The organism is Nitrospiria bacterium (genome assembly GCA_036397255.1).
GTDB lineage: Bacteria > Nitrospirota > Nitrospiria > DASWJH01 > DASWJH01 > DASWJH01.
Window position 1 is genome coordinate 14,816 of sequence record DASWJH010000079.1, and the last position, 17,190, is coordinate 32,005.

At 46.5% G+C, this 17,190-nt stretch carries 9 protein-coding genes; all 9 read right to left on the bottom strand.

Annotation, left to right across the window (positions count from 1 at the left end; genetic code table 11):
• Positions 1-135: 135 nt before the first annotated feature.
• Positions 136-4,257: an FG-GAP-like repeat-containing protein gene (locus VGB26_10285; GenBank protein HEX9758169.1), complete on the bottom strand. Its 4,122-nt coding sequence runs from the start codon at positions 4,255-4,257 to the stop codon at positions 136-138.
• Between the two features lie 357 nt (positions 4,258-4,614).
• A complete protein-coding gene (locus tag VGB26_10290; protein ID HEX9758170.1) occupies positions 4,615-6,240 on the bottom strand; it encodes a DUF1302 family protein in 1,626 nt (541 codons plus the stop codon).
• Between the two features lie 29 nt (positions 6,241-6,269).
• Positions 6,270-10,349 carry a tetratricopeptide repeat protein gene (locus VGB26_10295; protein ID HEX9758171.1) on the bottom strand — a complete coding sequence of 1,360 codons (4,080 nt, stop codon included), beginning with the start codon at positions 10,347-10,349 and terminating at the stop codon, positions 6,270-6,272.
• A gap of 162 nt (positions 10,350-10,511) precedes the next feature.
• Complete coding sequence (locus VGB26_10300) at positions 10,512-12,179, bottom strand: hypothetical protein (GenBank protein HEX9758172.1); 1,668 nt, start codon at positions 12,177-12,179, stop codon at positions 10,512-10,514.
• A 125-nt stretch (positions 12,180-12,304) separates the two neighbouring features.
• Complete coding sequence (locus tag VGB26_10305; GenBank protein ID HEX9758173.1) at positions 12,305-12,922, bottom strand: hypothetical protein; 618 nt, start codon at positions 12,920-12,922, stop codon at positions 12,305-12,307.
• A 69-nt stretch (positions 12,923-12,991) separates the two neighbouring features.
• A complete protein-coding gene (gene moaA, locus VGB26_10310; protein HEX9758174.1) occupies positions 12,992-13,984 on the bottom strand; it encodes a GTP 3',8-cyclase MoaA in 993 nt (330 codons plus the stop codon).
• Positions 13,985-14,025: 41 nt separating this feature from the next.
• A complete protein-coding gene (locus VGB26_10315; protein HEX9758175.1) occupies positions 14,026-14,319 on the bottom strand; it encodes a hypothetical protein in 294 nt (97 codons plus the stop codon).
• A gap of 45 nt (positions 14,320-14,364) precedes the next feature.
• A complete protein-coding gene (locus VGB26_10320; protein HEX9758176.1) occupies positions 14,365-16,185 on the bottom strand; it encodes an integrin alpha in 1,821 nt (606 codons plus the stop codon).
• Positions 16,186-16,203: 18 nt separating this feature from the next.
• Positions 16,204-17,181 carry a hypothetical protein gene (locus tag VGB26_10325; GenBank protein ID HEX9758177.1) on the bottom strand — a complete coding sequence of 326 codons (978 nt, stop codon included), beginning with the start codon at positions 17,179-17,181 and terminating at the stop codon, positions 16,204-16,206.
• Between the last annotated feature and the right edge of the window lie 9 nt (positions 17,182-17,190).

Below are 17,190 nucleotides of genomic sequence, written 5' to 3' on the forward strand. Positions count from 1 at the left end.
TTAACAAATTATATCCAATTTATTAAAAAAAAAGGGGAAGCCTTTCTGTTCGCTAGGAGACGGGACCATCGTTTCATGAACCATGGAGGTGATGAAATAGAAGGGATCTCTCCCGCGGAAAGCGGAAATGTGGGGTTATCCGCCAGGGGCTTCACAATCATTTCCGATACCGTCCCCATCGCTATCCAATTGATTTGGATTAAAAACGGAGGGACAATTGTCCACGAAATCGGCTATTCCATCTGCATCAAAATCAATACTGGATTGATCGAATTGATCGCACACATCCCCGTCCCCGTCCCCATTCTCATCTGATTGATCCGGATTGGGAAGGTTGGGGCAGTTATCTTCTCTATCCGGCACCCCATCCCCATCGATATCGGTCACCCCGCCCGCACTTCCTTTGGGGGTAATTTTGACAACGGTTTCCGTATTGGCCGGAAGGGGCGTTGAATAGGAACCGGTAAAATTGGGAGAAACGTTGTTAACGCCCGTCCCGAGAAAAGAAAGCAGAACCCCCGGTCGGGGCCTTCCCGTCACATCCCCTACTTGTCCTTCCACATTCACAAAGTCTGGGGCTACTTCCTTCACCAAAATATCCGTTTCGGTCACAGAATCGGGGTAAACCGTGACCAACCTGTTTCCAACGGCGGTATTTTTTGCGTTGACAGAAACCCTACCCGGCGGGACATTAAAAACGATAAACCGACCATTGGGTGCGGAACGATCTAAGGCCGGGTTGATCCGGCGCCCCCCACTGCCGTCATCCTCCCAAAACCGGACGGTCCCAACCGTACGGCCCAATTCATTTTTCACATCAATTCCCGCATCGGGAAAGGGTTGTTTATTTCCCAAAAAGGTCACCACCTCATCATCGGTAATCCCGTCCCCATTAATCATGACCAGATCGGACAACTCATCCTGATTGAAAAGACCTACCGTCAAACCCGTGGGATTGACCCCTGTTTTCAGGTCAGAATCTGAAAGCCGGGCCTCTTGAAAAAAACCGTTTCCCAAACCTAAATAAATACTTAAACTCTGGGTATCCGAATTCAGAATAGCCAGATCCAATTCCCCATCTCCGTCGATATCCCGCGGAAAAACAGCGGTCTGTTTGCTCCCCCCGCTCAATTGAAAGAAAACCCCCCTCTCGCGACCCGGCCTTAAAAACAACACGGCAGCTTGGCCAGACCCCACCAGGATCAAATCATCCACTGGGCGGGTCAATAGGAGGTCATTGGCATCGGTGCGTTGATCCCGGTCAATATTGGCTATGGCCATGGCCTCCCATGTGGTTCCAGTATCGGCGATTATGGGCTCTACTTGAAAGATGCCATTGGCCTTTCCCAATAAAACCTGGAAACCCTGTCCCCCTACCAACACAGCAATATCCTGGCCTCCGTCTCCGTTTAAATCTCCCACGGCTAACTGTTTTGGAGGGCCACCAATGGCAATAAAACTTTCATCGGGAAGTCTCCGGAAAATGCCATCCTCGAAGCTAAGCAATATTTGAATCTGGTTTGCGGTATCCATGCTTAAGGCAATATCGTCAAACCCGTCACGATTAAAATCCTTGGCCACTACGAAATTCTGCGGACCGTCAATCAGGAACCCCCTATTGGAAATGAAATTTCCGCTGCGCGTTCCAAAAAAAACCGCAACAAAATTGGATCCTTGATTGGCTACAACCAAATCGCTAATTCCATCCCCATTAAAATCTCCCGAGGCAATGGAACTGGGATTAGACATTTGGGAATCCGTTAGAATCCTGGGTGCGGGAAAGGTCGTGAGTCCATCTCCAAAGGTACCATCCCCGGTTCCAAATAAGACGGTCACCGAATTGAGATCCCGATTGATAACCGCCACATCCTGAAAAGCATCGTCATCAAAAAACCCCCTCACAATTCCACTGGGATTCTGGATATTGAGGGAATAAGGGGGATCCTGTTTCTGTAATGAAAAGGTCACCAAACTTCCCGAAAGGATCCCTTTAGTTGGATCAATGCCTTCGGCGAGATTTCCTTCATTGGCCCACAGGGCCAGCTCACTCCGTGTTGCAACGGGAAGGATTTGATCGGTCAATTCCGAAAGACCGGTGTTCAGATGAAAAATATAGGTCGTAATGTCCGCAAGGCTATTTTGAAGGGACTTTAACACAAAATCTCCAAAGGAGCCCAGAGATGCGGTAAAAGCCCCGGCACCAGAAACCCCTCCTGAATTGAAAACCTCCCCCGTACCCTGAACCTTGAATGAGACCTGGTCTTTCACATTGGATTGAGTTAAATCCTTGGTCATCCCGCTCACCACCACTTTTTCGGTGGGAATTTTGGTTACATTCACAAAGGTTAAGGTAACCCCACCCGGAAAGGTAAGTGCTTGAAGTGTGGCCTCGTCATCCTTTGAGGTTACAAAAATTCGAACCAACCCGGGAAAGGGAGGTGGTGAAGCGGAAGATTGAGGTGTGGGAAGATCTAAAATGACAAATCCCCCATCAGAGGAGGTTTGGGTTTGAAAACCGCTTTGATCCAATAATCCATCCTCTCCCGTGTAAAAAATCCGCCCTACCGCCTCCCCCCGGTGATTGTTTACACTGAGGGTGACCCCCTCCAATGTTCTTCCCGTTTGGCGGTTTAACACTTTCCCTGCAATCATTCCCAAATCGGGATCCACCTCAGCCGGGGAAGACATCCCTAAATCCCCCAAACTCATCAGGGTTAAATCCCGTTGAGTCAAACTCGTTCCCATATTGACCGCTTGATAAGTCTCCACATCGGTCGCATTGGGTCCGCTCACTTTAACCATTTGAAATGAAGCCCCGGGAATCGGAAAAGAATTATCGCAATCGTTATTTGGAGGAATGAAAAAATTCCCACTCGCACCGGTTACCACCGGCAAAGTAAACGCCGGAAGAGAAGACTGGCCACAGACCTGGTTAAAAGGAGTATAGGTTTTAAATTCAGGGGGGACACCTAAAACGTCTACCTTGCCCCCTGATACGAGGGTAATATCATCTGTTCGAAAGACCCTTCCTGAAAAAGGAACGGTATGAGGGAATTCCAAATTGGGTTGTAGAGGGTCATTGAGGAAATCGGCTCGGATATCTCGAGAAAAAACGGAATCGGCAACGGACAAAACAACTGCCCCACCGGACAGTTTATCAGAATTGGCCTGGTTAGAAGTGACCACAAAAGATTTTGCGTTGAGAATGACCGGTCCCACAGGGAGGTTGAAGATAACGAAAGACGACGTTCCCCCGATATTCGGATTCGAATAGGGATCCACAGAGCTCAGTGCTCCTGTTACGGTAAAGTAGAAAACCTGGCCAATTCGCGTTCCATCGGGGGCAGTGGCATTAATCCGGGTAAAGGGAAGCCCGGTCCCATCCGACTGCCGCAGCCTTCCCATAATAATCCCTTTGGAGGGATCCAAAACCACATTAACCGAATCAGCCAAATCTTCCAAAAATTCTCTCCGAACGGTGATGAAATCACGGGTAAGGTCATTGGGACCCGTTAAATTAGAGGTATCCGCACTTCCAAAAGCAACCGCCCTGGGAGCCGAAAAGGGTTGGGAAATGGTCACGTTTAACTCCGAGGTACCGGTTTCAAATTCCTGATAGGTATTAAAAAAATTAGAGGCAAAAACCCTGACCAAATAACCCCTGGCCGGAGCCAATTCTTCAATCCGGTATGCCCCCCGGGTAATGGACCGGGTTAAAATCTCAGATGAACCATAAAGGGCAATATCCGCATTAATAACCGGAATTTGGTTTTCTGGATTGAGAACAAACCCGGTCACAGGAATTTTCTCAATGGGAAGGGGAACAACAACCAGACTTAACTGGGAAACTGAGTCCGGGAACACTTCAATCATACGCCCCCCCCTTCCACCCTGGGTGGCGGTGAGGTAAACTTCCCCTGGAGGAATATTAAAAGCGGTAAACCCCCCGTTGGTAGACGTTCCCTGGATATTGGAGAAATCGGGAACCGACCCAAGACCATTGTAAAAAAGGTCACCCACAGGACGGCCTTCTGCATTCCGGGCACTGACAAAAACCCCTGGCTGGAAAAATCCATCGTTAGCAATCACGGTTCCGCTAATGACCCCATAACCGGGGCGTTGCGCAATATTGGCCGCTTGAAGGAGATTGATCAAATCCGCCTGTGTGATGGCCTTCATATTTCCCAAGGAAGTAATCAGAGGGAAATCACCAAGGCCTGTACGGAAAGAAAATTCGAAACTTTTAACGGCAGGCACATCCACCTCCCCATCGGCCTCACAGCAAAAGGGCCTCTCCTCGCTAGAACATGCGGAGAACGCCAGAAAAAGAAGGAGGACACCACAAAAAGAAAGGTTTTTAGAAAAAGGGATCATTTTCACGGGATTTTCATTTTAAAGGGTAAAGAGCCAGCTTATAGATTGAGCAAGTTCTATGCCACAGCAAGGAAAAAATAAAGGGAGAAAAAATTTATATCTATTTGATAAATTTAGGTAAAATAGAAACTCCCAAATCGCCTTATTTCCAATAAAATTTTTAGAAAAAGAGGATAGAAACAATTTCTACATTATGGAAAGGAAAGGCTACTTTTTTATCAGGAAGGAGTTAGGTGGGACCTAAAAGCTATATTTTAACTCTAAGTACACTCTGGTGCTATTTTTGAAAAAACCCACAAAACGGAAATCTCCCGGGACAAAGGGGTCTCTACTTCCCGTCTGTTCCCCTATAAAAACATCGGACCCGAAAGCCACTTGCAGATGATCGTCAATATTGTACTCCGTCCGAGGCCGAATCAGGAATTCTGCATCATTAATAAAATAAAGGGTAAGAAGCTGAAAAGCCCAAAGGTTATTGGCAAAAACCCTCCTTCCGAAAAGGGTCAGAACCGTGTCAAATTTATCCTGGATAATGGCGCCATGATGTTCTGGAATATAATGTTGCAGGAATTGAAGGGAGAAATCTGCCCCAAAACTGGAAAAATCCGCTTGAAAGGCATATTTAAAAAAATCACGAACAATCACCCCCTCTTCCCCCAGCGCTTCTCCCCCAACCACAACCACAGCCCCTGGACGGACACCACCCCCTCCACCAATAATCGGGGATCCAAAAAAGGGAACAAACCCCGCCCCAAAATGTTTATTCAACACATAAGCCACTTCAGCGTTCAACACAACCCCACCAAACCCTTTTGAAAAGGCCCCACCGATATTGTGATTTCGGGTATATTTCTGGTTAAATTCCACTTCGGTTTGAGTCTGTGTTAGGTTCTGAGTCTGAATGGTTTCACGGAACGTGGTGACAAAATCATCCCAAGTGTAGAAATAACTCAATGCAATATCCCATTCCCCCAGAGGAAAGGAAACCTTAAAGGCGGCTTCACTATTTTGAAGGGCAAAGTTCGTCCCTAAAAGGGAAAATTCTGAATCCGGCTCCTCCCTACCCGGTAAAAATTGAAACTGCTCAAACTCAGAAGCCCGTGGGGCGGGGGTATGAAAGGTCATATCCGGAATCCATATGGCTTCAAATTCAACATCACTTAAAAAATAATTGGCCTTCACCAACCAAAGGGGAATATACCGTTCGCTCACATCCCGGAGAATAAACTCCTTAAAGTCCAACGGATTAATGATATCGGTTACTCTGGCTTGCTCGGCAACACCCCAGCGAACAATCTGCCTTCCCATACGAAGGTCCAGGTTAGGCAGGAAATATCCAAAAGATTCCCAATAAAATTCTCTCAGTTCAAACCCGGTTTTATCCTCTTCCACACCCCGAACGTTGGTCACTTCTAACCCCGGGATCTGGTCGATCTCAGGGTTGTCTACCAGAATGGTGGTGGGTCCAATCCGACGGCTGACGGTATCAGCATTTTCCAAATCATAAACGGCATCATAAAAGGTCCGAAGAATTCCGGTTAAACGATTTTCAGAACTAAAAGAATACCGTGTTTCCAATCGAAAAAGATTTAAAATTTTGGTAAACGCCTGGGGATCCTTAATCCGAAAAGCAGTTTCATTTTTTAAATACCCGTTGACGGAAAGATTGTCCCGCACACCCTTAAGCCAAGAAGAGGGTTCTGCAGCTTTCTCCTCCGCACTGGTTTCAGAAAGAACCGTCCCCTTTCCTCCTTTCCCGCTTTCCAAACCGTCCTGGGCGAAAACCCCATGATTTTGGAAAAACCCTGCTCCACTGAACAGAACTAAAAAAAACAAAAAACAAGGGACAATCATTTTCTGAATCATAATTGCGCTTCCCGCTTAATGCTCAAACCCTAAAAAGTCAGGGAACCCGTAATGCTAATAACATGTTTTGAAAAACTTGTTAAAGGAATCACCTGTTCCGTGTCCACGAGGTTGGGGTCCACCGTGATTTCAGATCCGGTGGTATTGGCCTTATTAAAGACATAGTTTGCATTGAGGGTAAAAGCATTGCCCACCAAATAGGAAAGCCCCAACCCGATAGAATTATTAATCGTTTCTCGGAATCTCCCAAAGGCATCCGGATTCTGAAATTCCTGAAATGAAAAACTATAATTGATGTTCCCATTTAACCTTGGGATAATGGGTCTGGAATAAAACAAACTTCCTGCATGAGATGAATTTTCTTGTTGGATCAAAACGGCATTTAAAATACTGTAGGTATAACCAAAACCAAGGGTCCCCTCAATTTGTTTAAAATTTTGACTGACGGACCAATTGGTACTTTTATTTTCAGAATCCAACAAAGGGGAAAGAAACGACACATTTCTCAAATAATTAAATTGGACGGAAACGTTGGAAGGCCATTTTCCTCTCCTGGTTCCCCCAAAGGTTAGGGTATGGGTATGGGCATTCAATCCATTGCGGGTCAGCGAAAGTCGGAAGTTATAACCCGTTCGTATGGAGTAATCATCGGTTAGGTTATATTGAAAGTTGGCTGCAAGCGTCTCGATATTGTTAAAAAATAGCGGCGAAACTTTCACCTCATTATCAATATCGACAAACGTCTGGGAGGTCAATTGAAAGGTGTTTTGTGTGGAAAATCGGATGGGAAGGGTCATTCGCCGACTTCGAATAAGGGGATAACTCATATCCAGCCCAAACCCTGCGGAAAGACCCACCACTTCATCGTCCTCGGTGTTATTTCGGTTACTATCAAAAGTCAAAAAGGTCTGGTTGAACGTCAAACTAATTTTTTTATTGATCCCTTCAAGGGTATCCTTTGCATACTGAACATCCTGGTCATTCGGCTTCCCCCCAATTTTAATCACTTTTTCATATACCTTAACCGCATCCTTGATTCGATCCTGGTTCATGTAGATAATCCCTAACTGAACCAGAAAAACTTTTTCATCGGCCTGGAACTCAAGGGCTTTTAGATAAGCTTCCTCAGCCTGATCAAATTCCTCCTTTTTTTGATAGAGTAAGCCGAGATTAAAAAACACTTCGGCATTGGGCTCAATTTCAATGGCTTTCAGATACTCTTCTATCGCCTCATCCGGCTGGTTTTTTTGGGAAAATTCATAACCTTTAACCCGGTGAACCTCAGCTTCTTTTTGTCTCTCCACTATTTTGGCAACCCTTTCCCGGCTTTCCCGAATCTTTTCCAAATCGGCTCCCTCGACCCCATATTTTAAAGCCAGATCATAGGCCTCTAGGGCTTCAGCAAAAGAACGGTCCTCCTCTGTAATGATTCCCACGCCTTGATAAGCCGGAGCGTACTCCTTATTTAATGAGGTGGCCCGATGGTATGCCAACCGGGCTTGAATTTTTTGGTCCTGAGCATAGTAAATAAATCCGAGGTTGGAATGATAAATATGATTGGTGGGATCTAAAAAAATGGCGGCTTTCATTTTCTCCTTGGCCGCATCCAATTCCCCTTTTTTGATATGCTCCATGGCTTCATCAAAAAAGCTTTTAGCCCTCTTTAACGTTTTTTCCCTTTTATCCCGTAAGCGGTCAATCCGTGATTCGGCGCTTTCCAAATCCGGAGAAGGTAATCGCTTTTCTTCGTCGGTTAACCCCTCGTAAATTTGGTACTCTGCAATGGCTTTTTCATAGGATTGTTGCAGGTCATATAGTTTTGCCAAACGCTGATGAGCGTAGGCGTGCCACGGTCTTAATTCAATGGCTTTTTGATAGGCGAATATGGCCTGGTCGACCTGGGATTCTCTTTCATACAGCTCTCCCAATTGAACCTGGATATTAAAATTAAGAGGATCAAAGGCGACGGCCCGTTCAAAAACTTTAATGGCATCTTCAAACTTTTCTTTCTCTAATAAATTGTAGCCCTCACGTACCAAATCAAAAGAGGTGATTCGGTCAACCCCTTTTCTTTGAATCTTTTCAAACTCCTCTTTGGCCAGCTCCACCTCCCGCTCATCGGTCCCCGATGAACGGACTTTTTGAAACTCCTCACTGGCCTCCAGGTAAAGCCCCCGGTTTTTGTAGACCAATCCCAAGTAAAAAAAGGGCTGTACCCTGGAGGAATCAATGTCACGTGCCTTTTGTAAACTCCAAAAGGCTTCCTCCAATTGACCTCTCAATAAATAAGCCTTTCCTAACTCCAAATGGACGGTGGCCACCTCCGGGGTCAGGGCCACCGCTTTTTGATACTCCTGAATGGCCCCTTCGATATCATTGGCTTTTTTGAATTCGGCTGCGCGATTTAAATGCACGTTGGCCTCGCTAATCTCCGTGCGTTTTCCTTTAAGTTCCGCCACTCTTTTTCCAGCATCCTCCGCTTCCGGGATTCCTTTTCCGAAAAAAACCGCCCTTTCATAGGCCTCAATGGCATCGGTTATTCGACCTTCTTCTTCATAAATGAGCGCTAAAGAATAGTGAGCCTCAAAAAATTTTGGATTCCGTTCCAAGGCTAAAATCATGGAGGAAATCGCCTCTTCCCTATTCCCCGTTTTTTTAAAAATAAGTCCCAATTGATAGGGGGCATCGGCATTTTCGGGAAACAATCGGGAGGCTTCCTCATAGAAGGGAATGGCTCCCTCAAAATCATCCTGGGCCAATTTTTCCTGTCCATTTTTTAAAAGGTCTTCAAATTGTTGTGCCATCAACGGGTTTCCCCCGAACTCTCTTAACCGCTTTCCGGCTTCTACCGCCTCGGGGGCATCTCCCCCCAACAGTTTTGCCGCCTGATAGTGAACCACCGCTTCTTTAAACATTCCCTTAAATTGGAAAATCAATCCAATTTGAAAATAGGCCGAAAAGGATCCCGGCTCTACCTCAATCACATGCTGGTAGGTTTGAATGGCCCTTTCAAACAATCCTAACCCGGCCTGGATTTGTCCCATTAAGAAGTTGGCGGGGGAATTGTCCGGAATTAATTTTAAAACATCAAGCATGAGGTTATGAGAGCCCTCCAACAACCCTAATTGCAATAAGGCTTTTGCTTCATTAATCAAATCCTCCGCCTGACTGGCCGCTTCCGGGGTTTCCCCAATCTGACGGAGTTTTTTCTTTGCTTCTATTCCTTGGGGACTTTGAGGGTTAATTTGAAGCACCCGTTGATAGGTGTTAATGGCTTTTTCCAATTTAGCTGATGAAAAATAATAACCTGCCAATAGAAATAAACCCCCTTGGGAGTTCGGGTCAATGGAAACCGCCCTCTCTAACGAGGCAATGGCTTCCTCCATTTTTCCTAGCTTGGTAAGAATCCCGCTTTGGAGGGATAATCCTGCCAAGTGATCCGGTAAAAGATCCAATAATTTTTTCACGGCTTGTAATGCTTCCTCAAATTTTTGCTGATTGAATAAACTGACGGATTGTTCGTAAAGGGCTGTGGCTTGCTTGGCTTCTTCTGGGGTTCGGCCAATCTGATTTAAGCCCTTTCTCGCAAGATCCCCTTCCTGAGAGTCAGGACTTAACCTTAAAACACTTTGGTAATATTCGATGGACTCAGGGTATTGTCCCTTAAGGTGGTAGGCCTGTCCTAATAGGAGGTAAACCTTTGGGGAGGGAGATAAAGCCAACGCCTTTGAAAGTGCATCAATGCCCTTAACCAACTGCCTTCGCTGAAGAAATAACTCCCCTAACAGCTCCCATCCCGCTCTAAATTCCGGCTCCTCCTGGAGCCCTTTTTTTAAAATTTGAATAGCCTGGAATGTTTTTCCCTCTTGGAGAGAAGTTTGGGCCCTTTGATAAAATTCAGGTTGTTCTTGGGCCGAAACTCCGGAAGCCAGACCAAAAAAAAAGAGGGTTAAAATGGAAGCAAGGATATGTAATATTGGGTTGGTTTGTTTTTTACAGGGATTAATCGCATCAACCTCTTTCTGACGATAACAGGTCCACCTTGAAAAAAAGGGCTGAACCACCGGTTTTCCGAATAATCTAACAGTCCAATGATCGGCCGCAGGCAATAAAAAAACACACTCTTAAATATAACTCTGTCCCGGGCAAAAGTCCACATGACATCACTCCAAAAATTAGAGCACTTTCTTCTTGAACCCTTTTTTAAACCTAAAAATTCCAAAAAAAAGGAGAAGCCCCGAAGGGCTTCTCCTTGAATAGACACCTGCTGTTTACGGAGCTGGTACAATGTTAAACGTCTCCGAGAACAAAGGTGGATGACTTCCGATGTCCACTGGTGGAATCTGTGGGAAAACCTGATCGAAATTCAAAGGACCGATCGGGGCAAGACCTGGATGTTCCTGGCCTGCTCCGTTACAGTTCAAGCAAGAAGCAATAAAGCTTCCCGCAGTGTTCTGCTGCAAGAGCTCTCTCAAAGACGCCTGAGCATCGATGAAGGAGAATGCAAACGCTCGGTTCTCTCGAGTTCCGGACCGGAACCCGTTCTCGACCGCTTCCCTATAGTAGACCACACCGTCATCAGAGGTACCATAGACTAAATCGATACCTGGATCACTATCGCAGTTAGCGCCCCAGAAGGGGTTGCCGCCACCGTCAACAGTGGCTCCAGCCGCTCCGGTACACTTCACAATGGTATCATCGGATGTTCCTTTAATACCATCTGTCCCTGCACCGTCGTCTGTGGTGAAGAACCGACCATCGGATCCAAACCGCTCTGCGTGACTAAAGACCGCCCCTTTTCCATACGCTCCGCCAGCAATTAAGGCAAAGTGGGAGCTCTCGTCAATAATCCCGCCGAACGCACCGTCACAGTCTTCCTCACCTGCGCCACCGGTACGTGACCCGCAAAGCACCCAGGTGTAAGGATCGCTGCCTTCCTCCCCGTGGAAGTTAGGCCCGCTCACTACCTGGATTGCCATACGAAGCACCTGAAGTCCGTCAGTCGGATCTCCGGCCTGGCTCATCCCTTGATCCAAACGGTCATCAATCACGGTCGGAACCGCTTCAATCGGATTCAACGGAAGGATTACGTCAACTGTTCCGTCTCCAGCCGCAAAGAAGCTGTTCACTCTCAATGATGATGTTACGGTTGTCGTTGTACCGAGTGACTCTCGTGTTAGAATGTCATCGGTGGTTCCGGCAATACCGTCACCGCCCACATCAAAGGTCCAGTTACACCATCCGCCTGCACAGCCACCAGTACTCTCGTTGCTCATGGACATCCATGAGACCGTGGTGCCAGCTAATCCGTCTCCGCGGAACTGACCTACTTGGGACCGTACACTCTGGTTGAATTCGCCTGATGAAGAGGCGACATATTTCACCATCAGAGTATCCGCCCAGGCTTGCCTCTCATGGGGGATGTATCTCGGGAATCTCCCCGGTGTCAAAGGCTCGCCATGGTGATCCAAGAACAATAACAACAGATCCGGATCATACCCAGAAGGACCGGGCGTTCCCACTTGAGGGAAGTTCGGGAATTGGTTTAAGAACGGGGCAAAACCCGTCAAAAACGATCCCGGGCTAAAATGGTCTACCATCATCGTCCTCCAACCGGAGCGATGGTGGTCGCCACTGGGAGGAATCATTTCGGTTCCCCCTCGTGGTTCGAAATATTGACCGTCCAGCCATTGCAAAACGGCTTCTCGACCCATTTCAGCACACGCCAATCCGTTCAAGTCATCACCTGATGATGGTGATCCCTTACCAATACAGGGGTTCCCAACACCAAAGAAGTTTTGGGGAAGTAAAGCAGTTCCTTCCAACCCTTCGTTCGTGGTGAAGTTAAGAGTCACGGTGTCTGCTGCGGATGCAACATTACCAAAGGCAAGCATTCCAAGCGCTAAAAATACTGCTGCTAGGATAGTTTGCTTTTTCATATGCATGTTTCACCTCCTTTCAGTTTCGGAATTTCTCTCTCAGCCCTTTGCCAAGAGAGAAACTGGTTTAAAAAAAATTATTCAAAACCTTTATAAAGACATTATTTTAATGAGGCCTCCCCCGATCAGCATTGCTGATTTGGCCCGGACGTTAATTGAAACCCGTTCACATCGTCATAGGTGAAGGTTCCGCTACAAAGGCGGACCACCCCCTGTGTGGAAACGGGATCGGACACCACCTGAGTAAAACTTCCGGTGGCCTGGCCTACTAAATCTCCATCAGAATCGGTAGTGGAGTCAATGCTAAAGGATAAATTAAAAATCTGCCCTTGTTGGGTAACATTCTGGTCAAAACTGGATTCAATGTGGTTGGAGCGTTGCCCCGCAACCGCACCCGGGCCCGAAAGGATGGATCCCCGGTTGGACAAGGGAAATCCGGCATCCGACACCGTTGAATTTCTCCGTTGGTCAATCAAGGCTGTACTGCTTCCCGATGCCACCTTGTTCCCAAACTGTGTACTGTCCTCCAATCCGCAACAGGGGCTAGAGGTATCTGGAAAAGGGTCATTAAAACTGGTGATGGCTGCGGGATCAAATCCACGCATAGTGGGATGGTTACTATTGGTAATGGATGTGGAATTTGCGGTAAAGGTATCTTGGGAATTGGCCATTAGGGGAAAAGAAAACAAGACCCCCAGCAGCACAGAACCCAATAACCACGGTTTGGAAAACGGTTCAGGCAAAAATCCACTTTTTTTATGAAAACCTAATCTCATCATTTGCGGCCCGACTCTTTGACTGGTTCTATCTGGTTAGCCCCCGATGGTAATCATGTCCGTAAGCATTTTCTCAGCGGAGTATTTATCCAACTCATGTCCCTCCGGTTTGATTCCCAGAACTTGGTCCAAAAGACCTGAGATTTCCTCATCAGTGCACCCATTTCGAAGGGCCTCTCGGAAATCAACCTCTAGGTTGGAGAAAAGGCATGGACGAATTTTTCCATCGGATGAAAGACGTACCCGGTTACAGGTATCACAGAAATGGCCGCTGATGGCATGAATGAATCCAACGACTCCCTGTGCTCCTGGAAGCTTAAAATTCTCCGCTGGACCGGCAATGTCGCTTTCCTCCTGAGCGGGTATCAGTTCATTAAACTCTTCAATGATTTTGGATTGCATATCCATAGCGGGTTTGTAGGTTCTCTGCCACATATCAAGGTTGGCACAAGGCATAAACTCAATAAAGCGAACATGGTAAGGCTTATTGAGGGTAAGCTTCACAAAATCAATAATTTCATCTTGATTCACAGTCTCTTGCAACACACAATTGATCTTAATGGGAGAGAAGCCGACACGCTCTGCTTCATGGATCCCTTCCCATACGCGCTCCAAAACATCTCCTCGCGTAATTTCCTTGAACTTCTCAGCTTTAAGGGAATCCATACTGACGTTGAGACGGCGCAACCCCGCCTTGTAGAGGGGTTCGGCCATCTTCTTGAGAAGTATTCCATTGGTGGTCAATGCGATATCTTGTATCCCTTCAATTTTGCTGATTTCTTGAACAAACTCAACAACGCCTCTTCGCACAAGGGGTTCTCCGCCAGTGATCCGGACCTTCTTGAGGCCTCTTTTTGCCGCAACCCGAATAATCCGAAGAAATTCATCGTATGAGAGAAGAGAGCTGTTATCCATAAACTCGATTCCCTCTGCAGGCATACAGTATTGGCATCTTAAGTTACAATGATCGGTGATGGATACCCGTAGGTAGGTGATTCTTCGATTGAAGGCATCGGTCATGATATTCATAAGGTCCCTCGCGCGGGTTTATCTAAAGGTTCACATAAAATTTAATATTTCATGAAACAAGCCAAGCAAACGACATCAAATAAAAGCAAATCCCGGGCCACCTGCTTTTCTTTCTTTAAAAATTTAACAATATCCATATAACCTATTGAAATATAATGTATTTTATTTATAATTTTTCCCTCTCTCACAAACGATTTTTTAAAATATAAAAAACCGTTAGGAAAAACTATTCCCTTTTTCTTCCCCAATTTTCCCTTTCGGGCTACCGAAATTCTTTGCCAAAACCTCGCATCTATTGCCATGTTTTCCTTAATCAATTTTTCTTTAAAAATCAAAACCATCGATCAAAAGACCCCCAAAACCCTGGAGGTTTTTCTAATTTAAAAGAGATGTAAAATCGCTAACCCGTTATCGGTAAACCGATTATTGTCATTTAAAGGGCTTCCTATTAAAAAATCTGCAAGACCATCATTATTAAAATCCCCCGCCATATCAATGGAAATCCCAAAGAGATCCCCATTGTTTTCTCCGGCAAAAACCTTATTAGCATTGAGGTTTTTAACCGTTCCCGCCAATGTAGGCCCTCCAAAAAACATGTAAACCGCCCCGCTGGGGGGACCATTTCCAACCCTGGCGTTGGTGGCCCCAATGGCAAAGTCGGAGATGCCATCCCCATTTAAATCCCATAAACCCGCTCCGGCAGGAGGACCATTCCAGGGCATCACGCTCCCCGCAACATCAGAACCAAAAAAATCGCTTTGAAAACTTCCCTGAAGGGTCAAATCCGCATTGACGGATAATAAATTGGTCACTGTAGAACCCAAAGCACTGCTTCCCCAATAAATAAAGGCCGCCCCCTGATTCGCGTCAGTGGCGCCTCCACCATCGTTGACGGGGGCCCCGATGATTAAATCAGGCCTTCCATCCCCATTTGCATCTCCCGCCCCTGAAACCGCAATTCCAAAGCAATCTTTATTTTCATTTCCGGTAAAGGTAACCTCAGCGTTTGTGGAAGTAATATCCGTAAAAGTTGTTTTTCCAAGGAAAAGGTAAGCATGGCCCATGCCTCCGCACCCTTCGGTTGTTATCTCAAAATCACCTGCAAATCCCCCCCGGGGAACCTCGGTGGGGGCCCCTATCAACATATCGAAAAAACCATCCCCATTGGTGTCTCCCACACCACCTAAAGACAGGCCCAAATGATCGTTGACCCCAACCCCAGTAAAAATGGCGGCAGGTGCAATTGGAGGCAGGGTGGGAGTCACACTCAATGATAAAAGATCGGTTCCTCCATTACAGGCTCCACCCCCCAGGTATAAATATGCCCCGCCACTTCGATCTGCCGCATTAAAAGGGGCACCGATGAGAAAATCGGGACAGCCATCTCCATTGACATCTCCCAAACCGGCCAGTGAAAAACCAAAATTACTCTGGCTGGAGCCTTGTCTTAAAACAAACGCAAGCTTATAAAGGGGATTGGGAATGGTTTGGTCAAAGGGATCGATAAAAGCTTCCTCCAATGTTTCCTGGCTCATGACCACTATGTAGTTCCTTTCTCCGGATTCCTCTACCTCAATTAAAATCATCCGGTCATCGGTAGCACATTGTGGAACCTGAACACAGGCTTCTAATTTGTTTTGAAGAGGAGCTCCCCCAAAAACCAAATAGGCGACCCCATTACTATTGCTGGAAGTCAGGTTATTGGGATCCTTTACCAAAGGAGCCCCAATTAAAAAATCGTCAAAGCCATCCCCGTTTACATCCCCTATCCCGGAAACGGAAAACCCAAGGTTGCCTCCTGACTGACCGCCTACAAAAGTTACTTCAGGCAGTGGAAATCGAAATTCGTGATCTCCCAGGGTACTAAGGGTTCCAGTACCAAGAGGAGGGAAAACACCGCCACTGAAAAGCGATTTTCCAAAAATTAAATAAGCGGCACCCTTATCAGAAAACTCCAGGCCATCATCAAATGAAGGCGCGCCCACCAAAATATCGGTAAATTCACCCTGAGAATCCCGGTTGACATGGCCCACCGCGGCCACCGACCGCCCCAATTTATCCGCGCTTTGATTTCCGATCGCTCTAATACTTGAAACCGTTTCTTCATCCGGGCTTGGCAGGCAGGCAGGGGTAGGAAAGAACAAAATTAATATCACACCCACTTTTTTCAAAATTTTCAAATTTTCTCTAAGCCGTTTCATAACAGAATTAAAAATATCCTAAAAATGAACCCGGAATAAAAAAACAGCGCTTAGTCCTTCCAGTTCCAGTTTAACCGGGGATTGCTGGCGGATTTCTTCAGTGTTAGGGGTATTGGGATTAATCCGGATATCGGCAAAAGTTAAATTATTCCCCGTTTCCGGAACGGGAGGTGGCGTTGGGATCCCCACGGTCCCGAACAAAGATTCGGGTGGAACTTCATCGAACTGTTCAAACCCGGAAGTAAAAATCCGGTCCACGTTTAACTGATCTACTTCGCCAATCACATAGTTAACGTTAGCCCCCACGGAGAGCCAATTGGTGATGAAATATTCCCCGCCCAACCCAAAATTAGTGGAAAAACCCAATCCGGAGGCTTCGGTTGAACTCACAGAGGCAAACCCTCCATCGGGAACACAGGTGGGGTTCGAATCGGGACAAACCACCTTGACGAGAGAATCCAACGTTACATCCGCCAAGGCAAAACCAGCGATTCCAATATTTAAGAAAACGCGGCCCACTTCCGGGTTTTTGAGCAAATGATACCGCCAGCTTAGCCAAAATTGGTTGAGTTGAACATTATATCGGGCTTCCCTCGGAAATATAAAAGGATCGGTTTGGTCCGCCCTTAGAAAAAGGGGTATTTCATCCCGGGCAATCGATTCTCCATTCCAAACTGAAAGGGTAAACAAGAGGGAATGCCGGTCGGTAATTAACCGCTCCACCTCCAGGCCAAAACTTAAATTCCCTTCAATCGCGGAAGTGGAAATGTTTCGTTCATTTGCGGGAAACTCCTGGCTTCGGGGTAGAAGAAAATTGGGATCCTGGACGATCCCCTTTCCCGAATCGGCGATCACATCATTTAGGGTTTCCAGGGAGGGGTCATACATCCCGAATAAAAACCCGACGCTCCAGTTTTTATCCTCACCGTAGGCATTCTCCCCACCCCATACCGAAATGAGAAAGAAGCAAAGAAAACACCAACCCCATTGCCTCATTTGATTGGA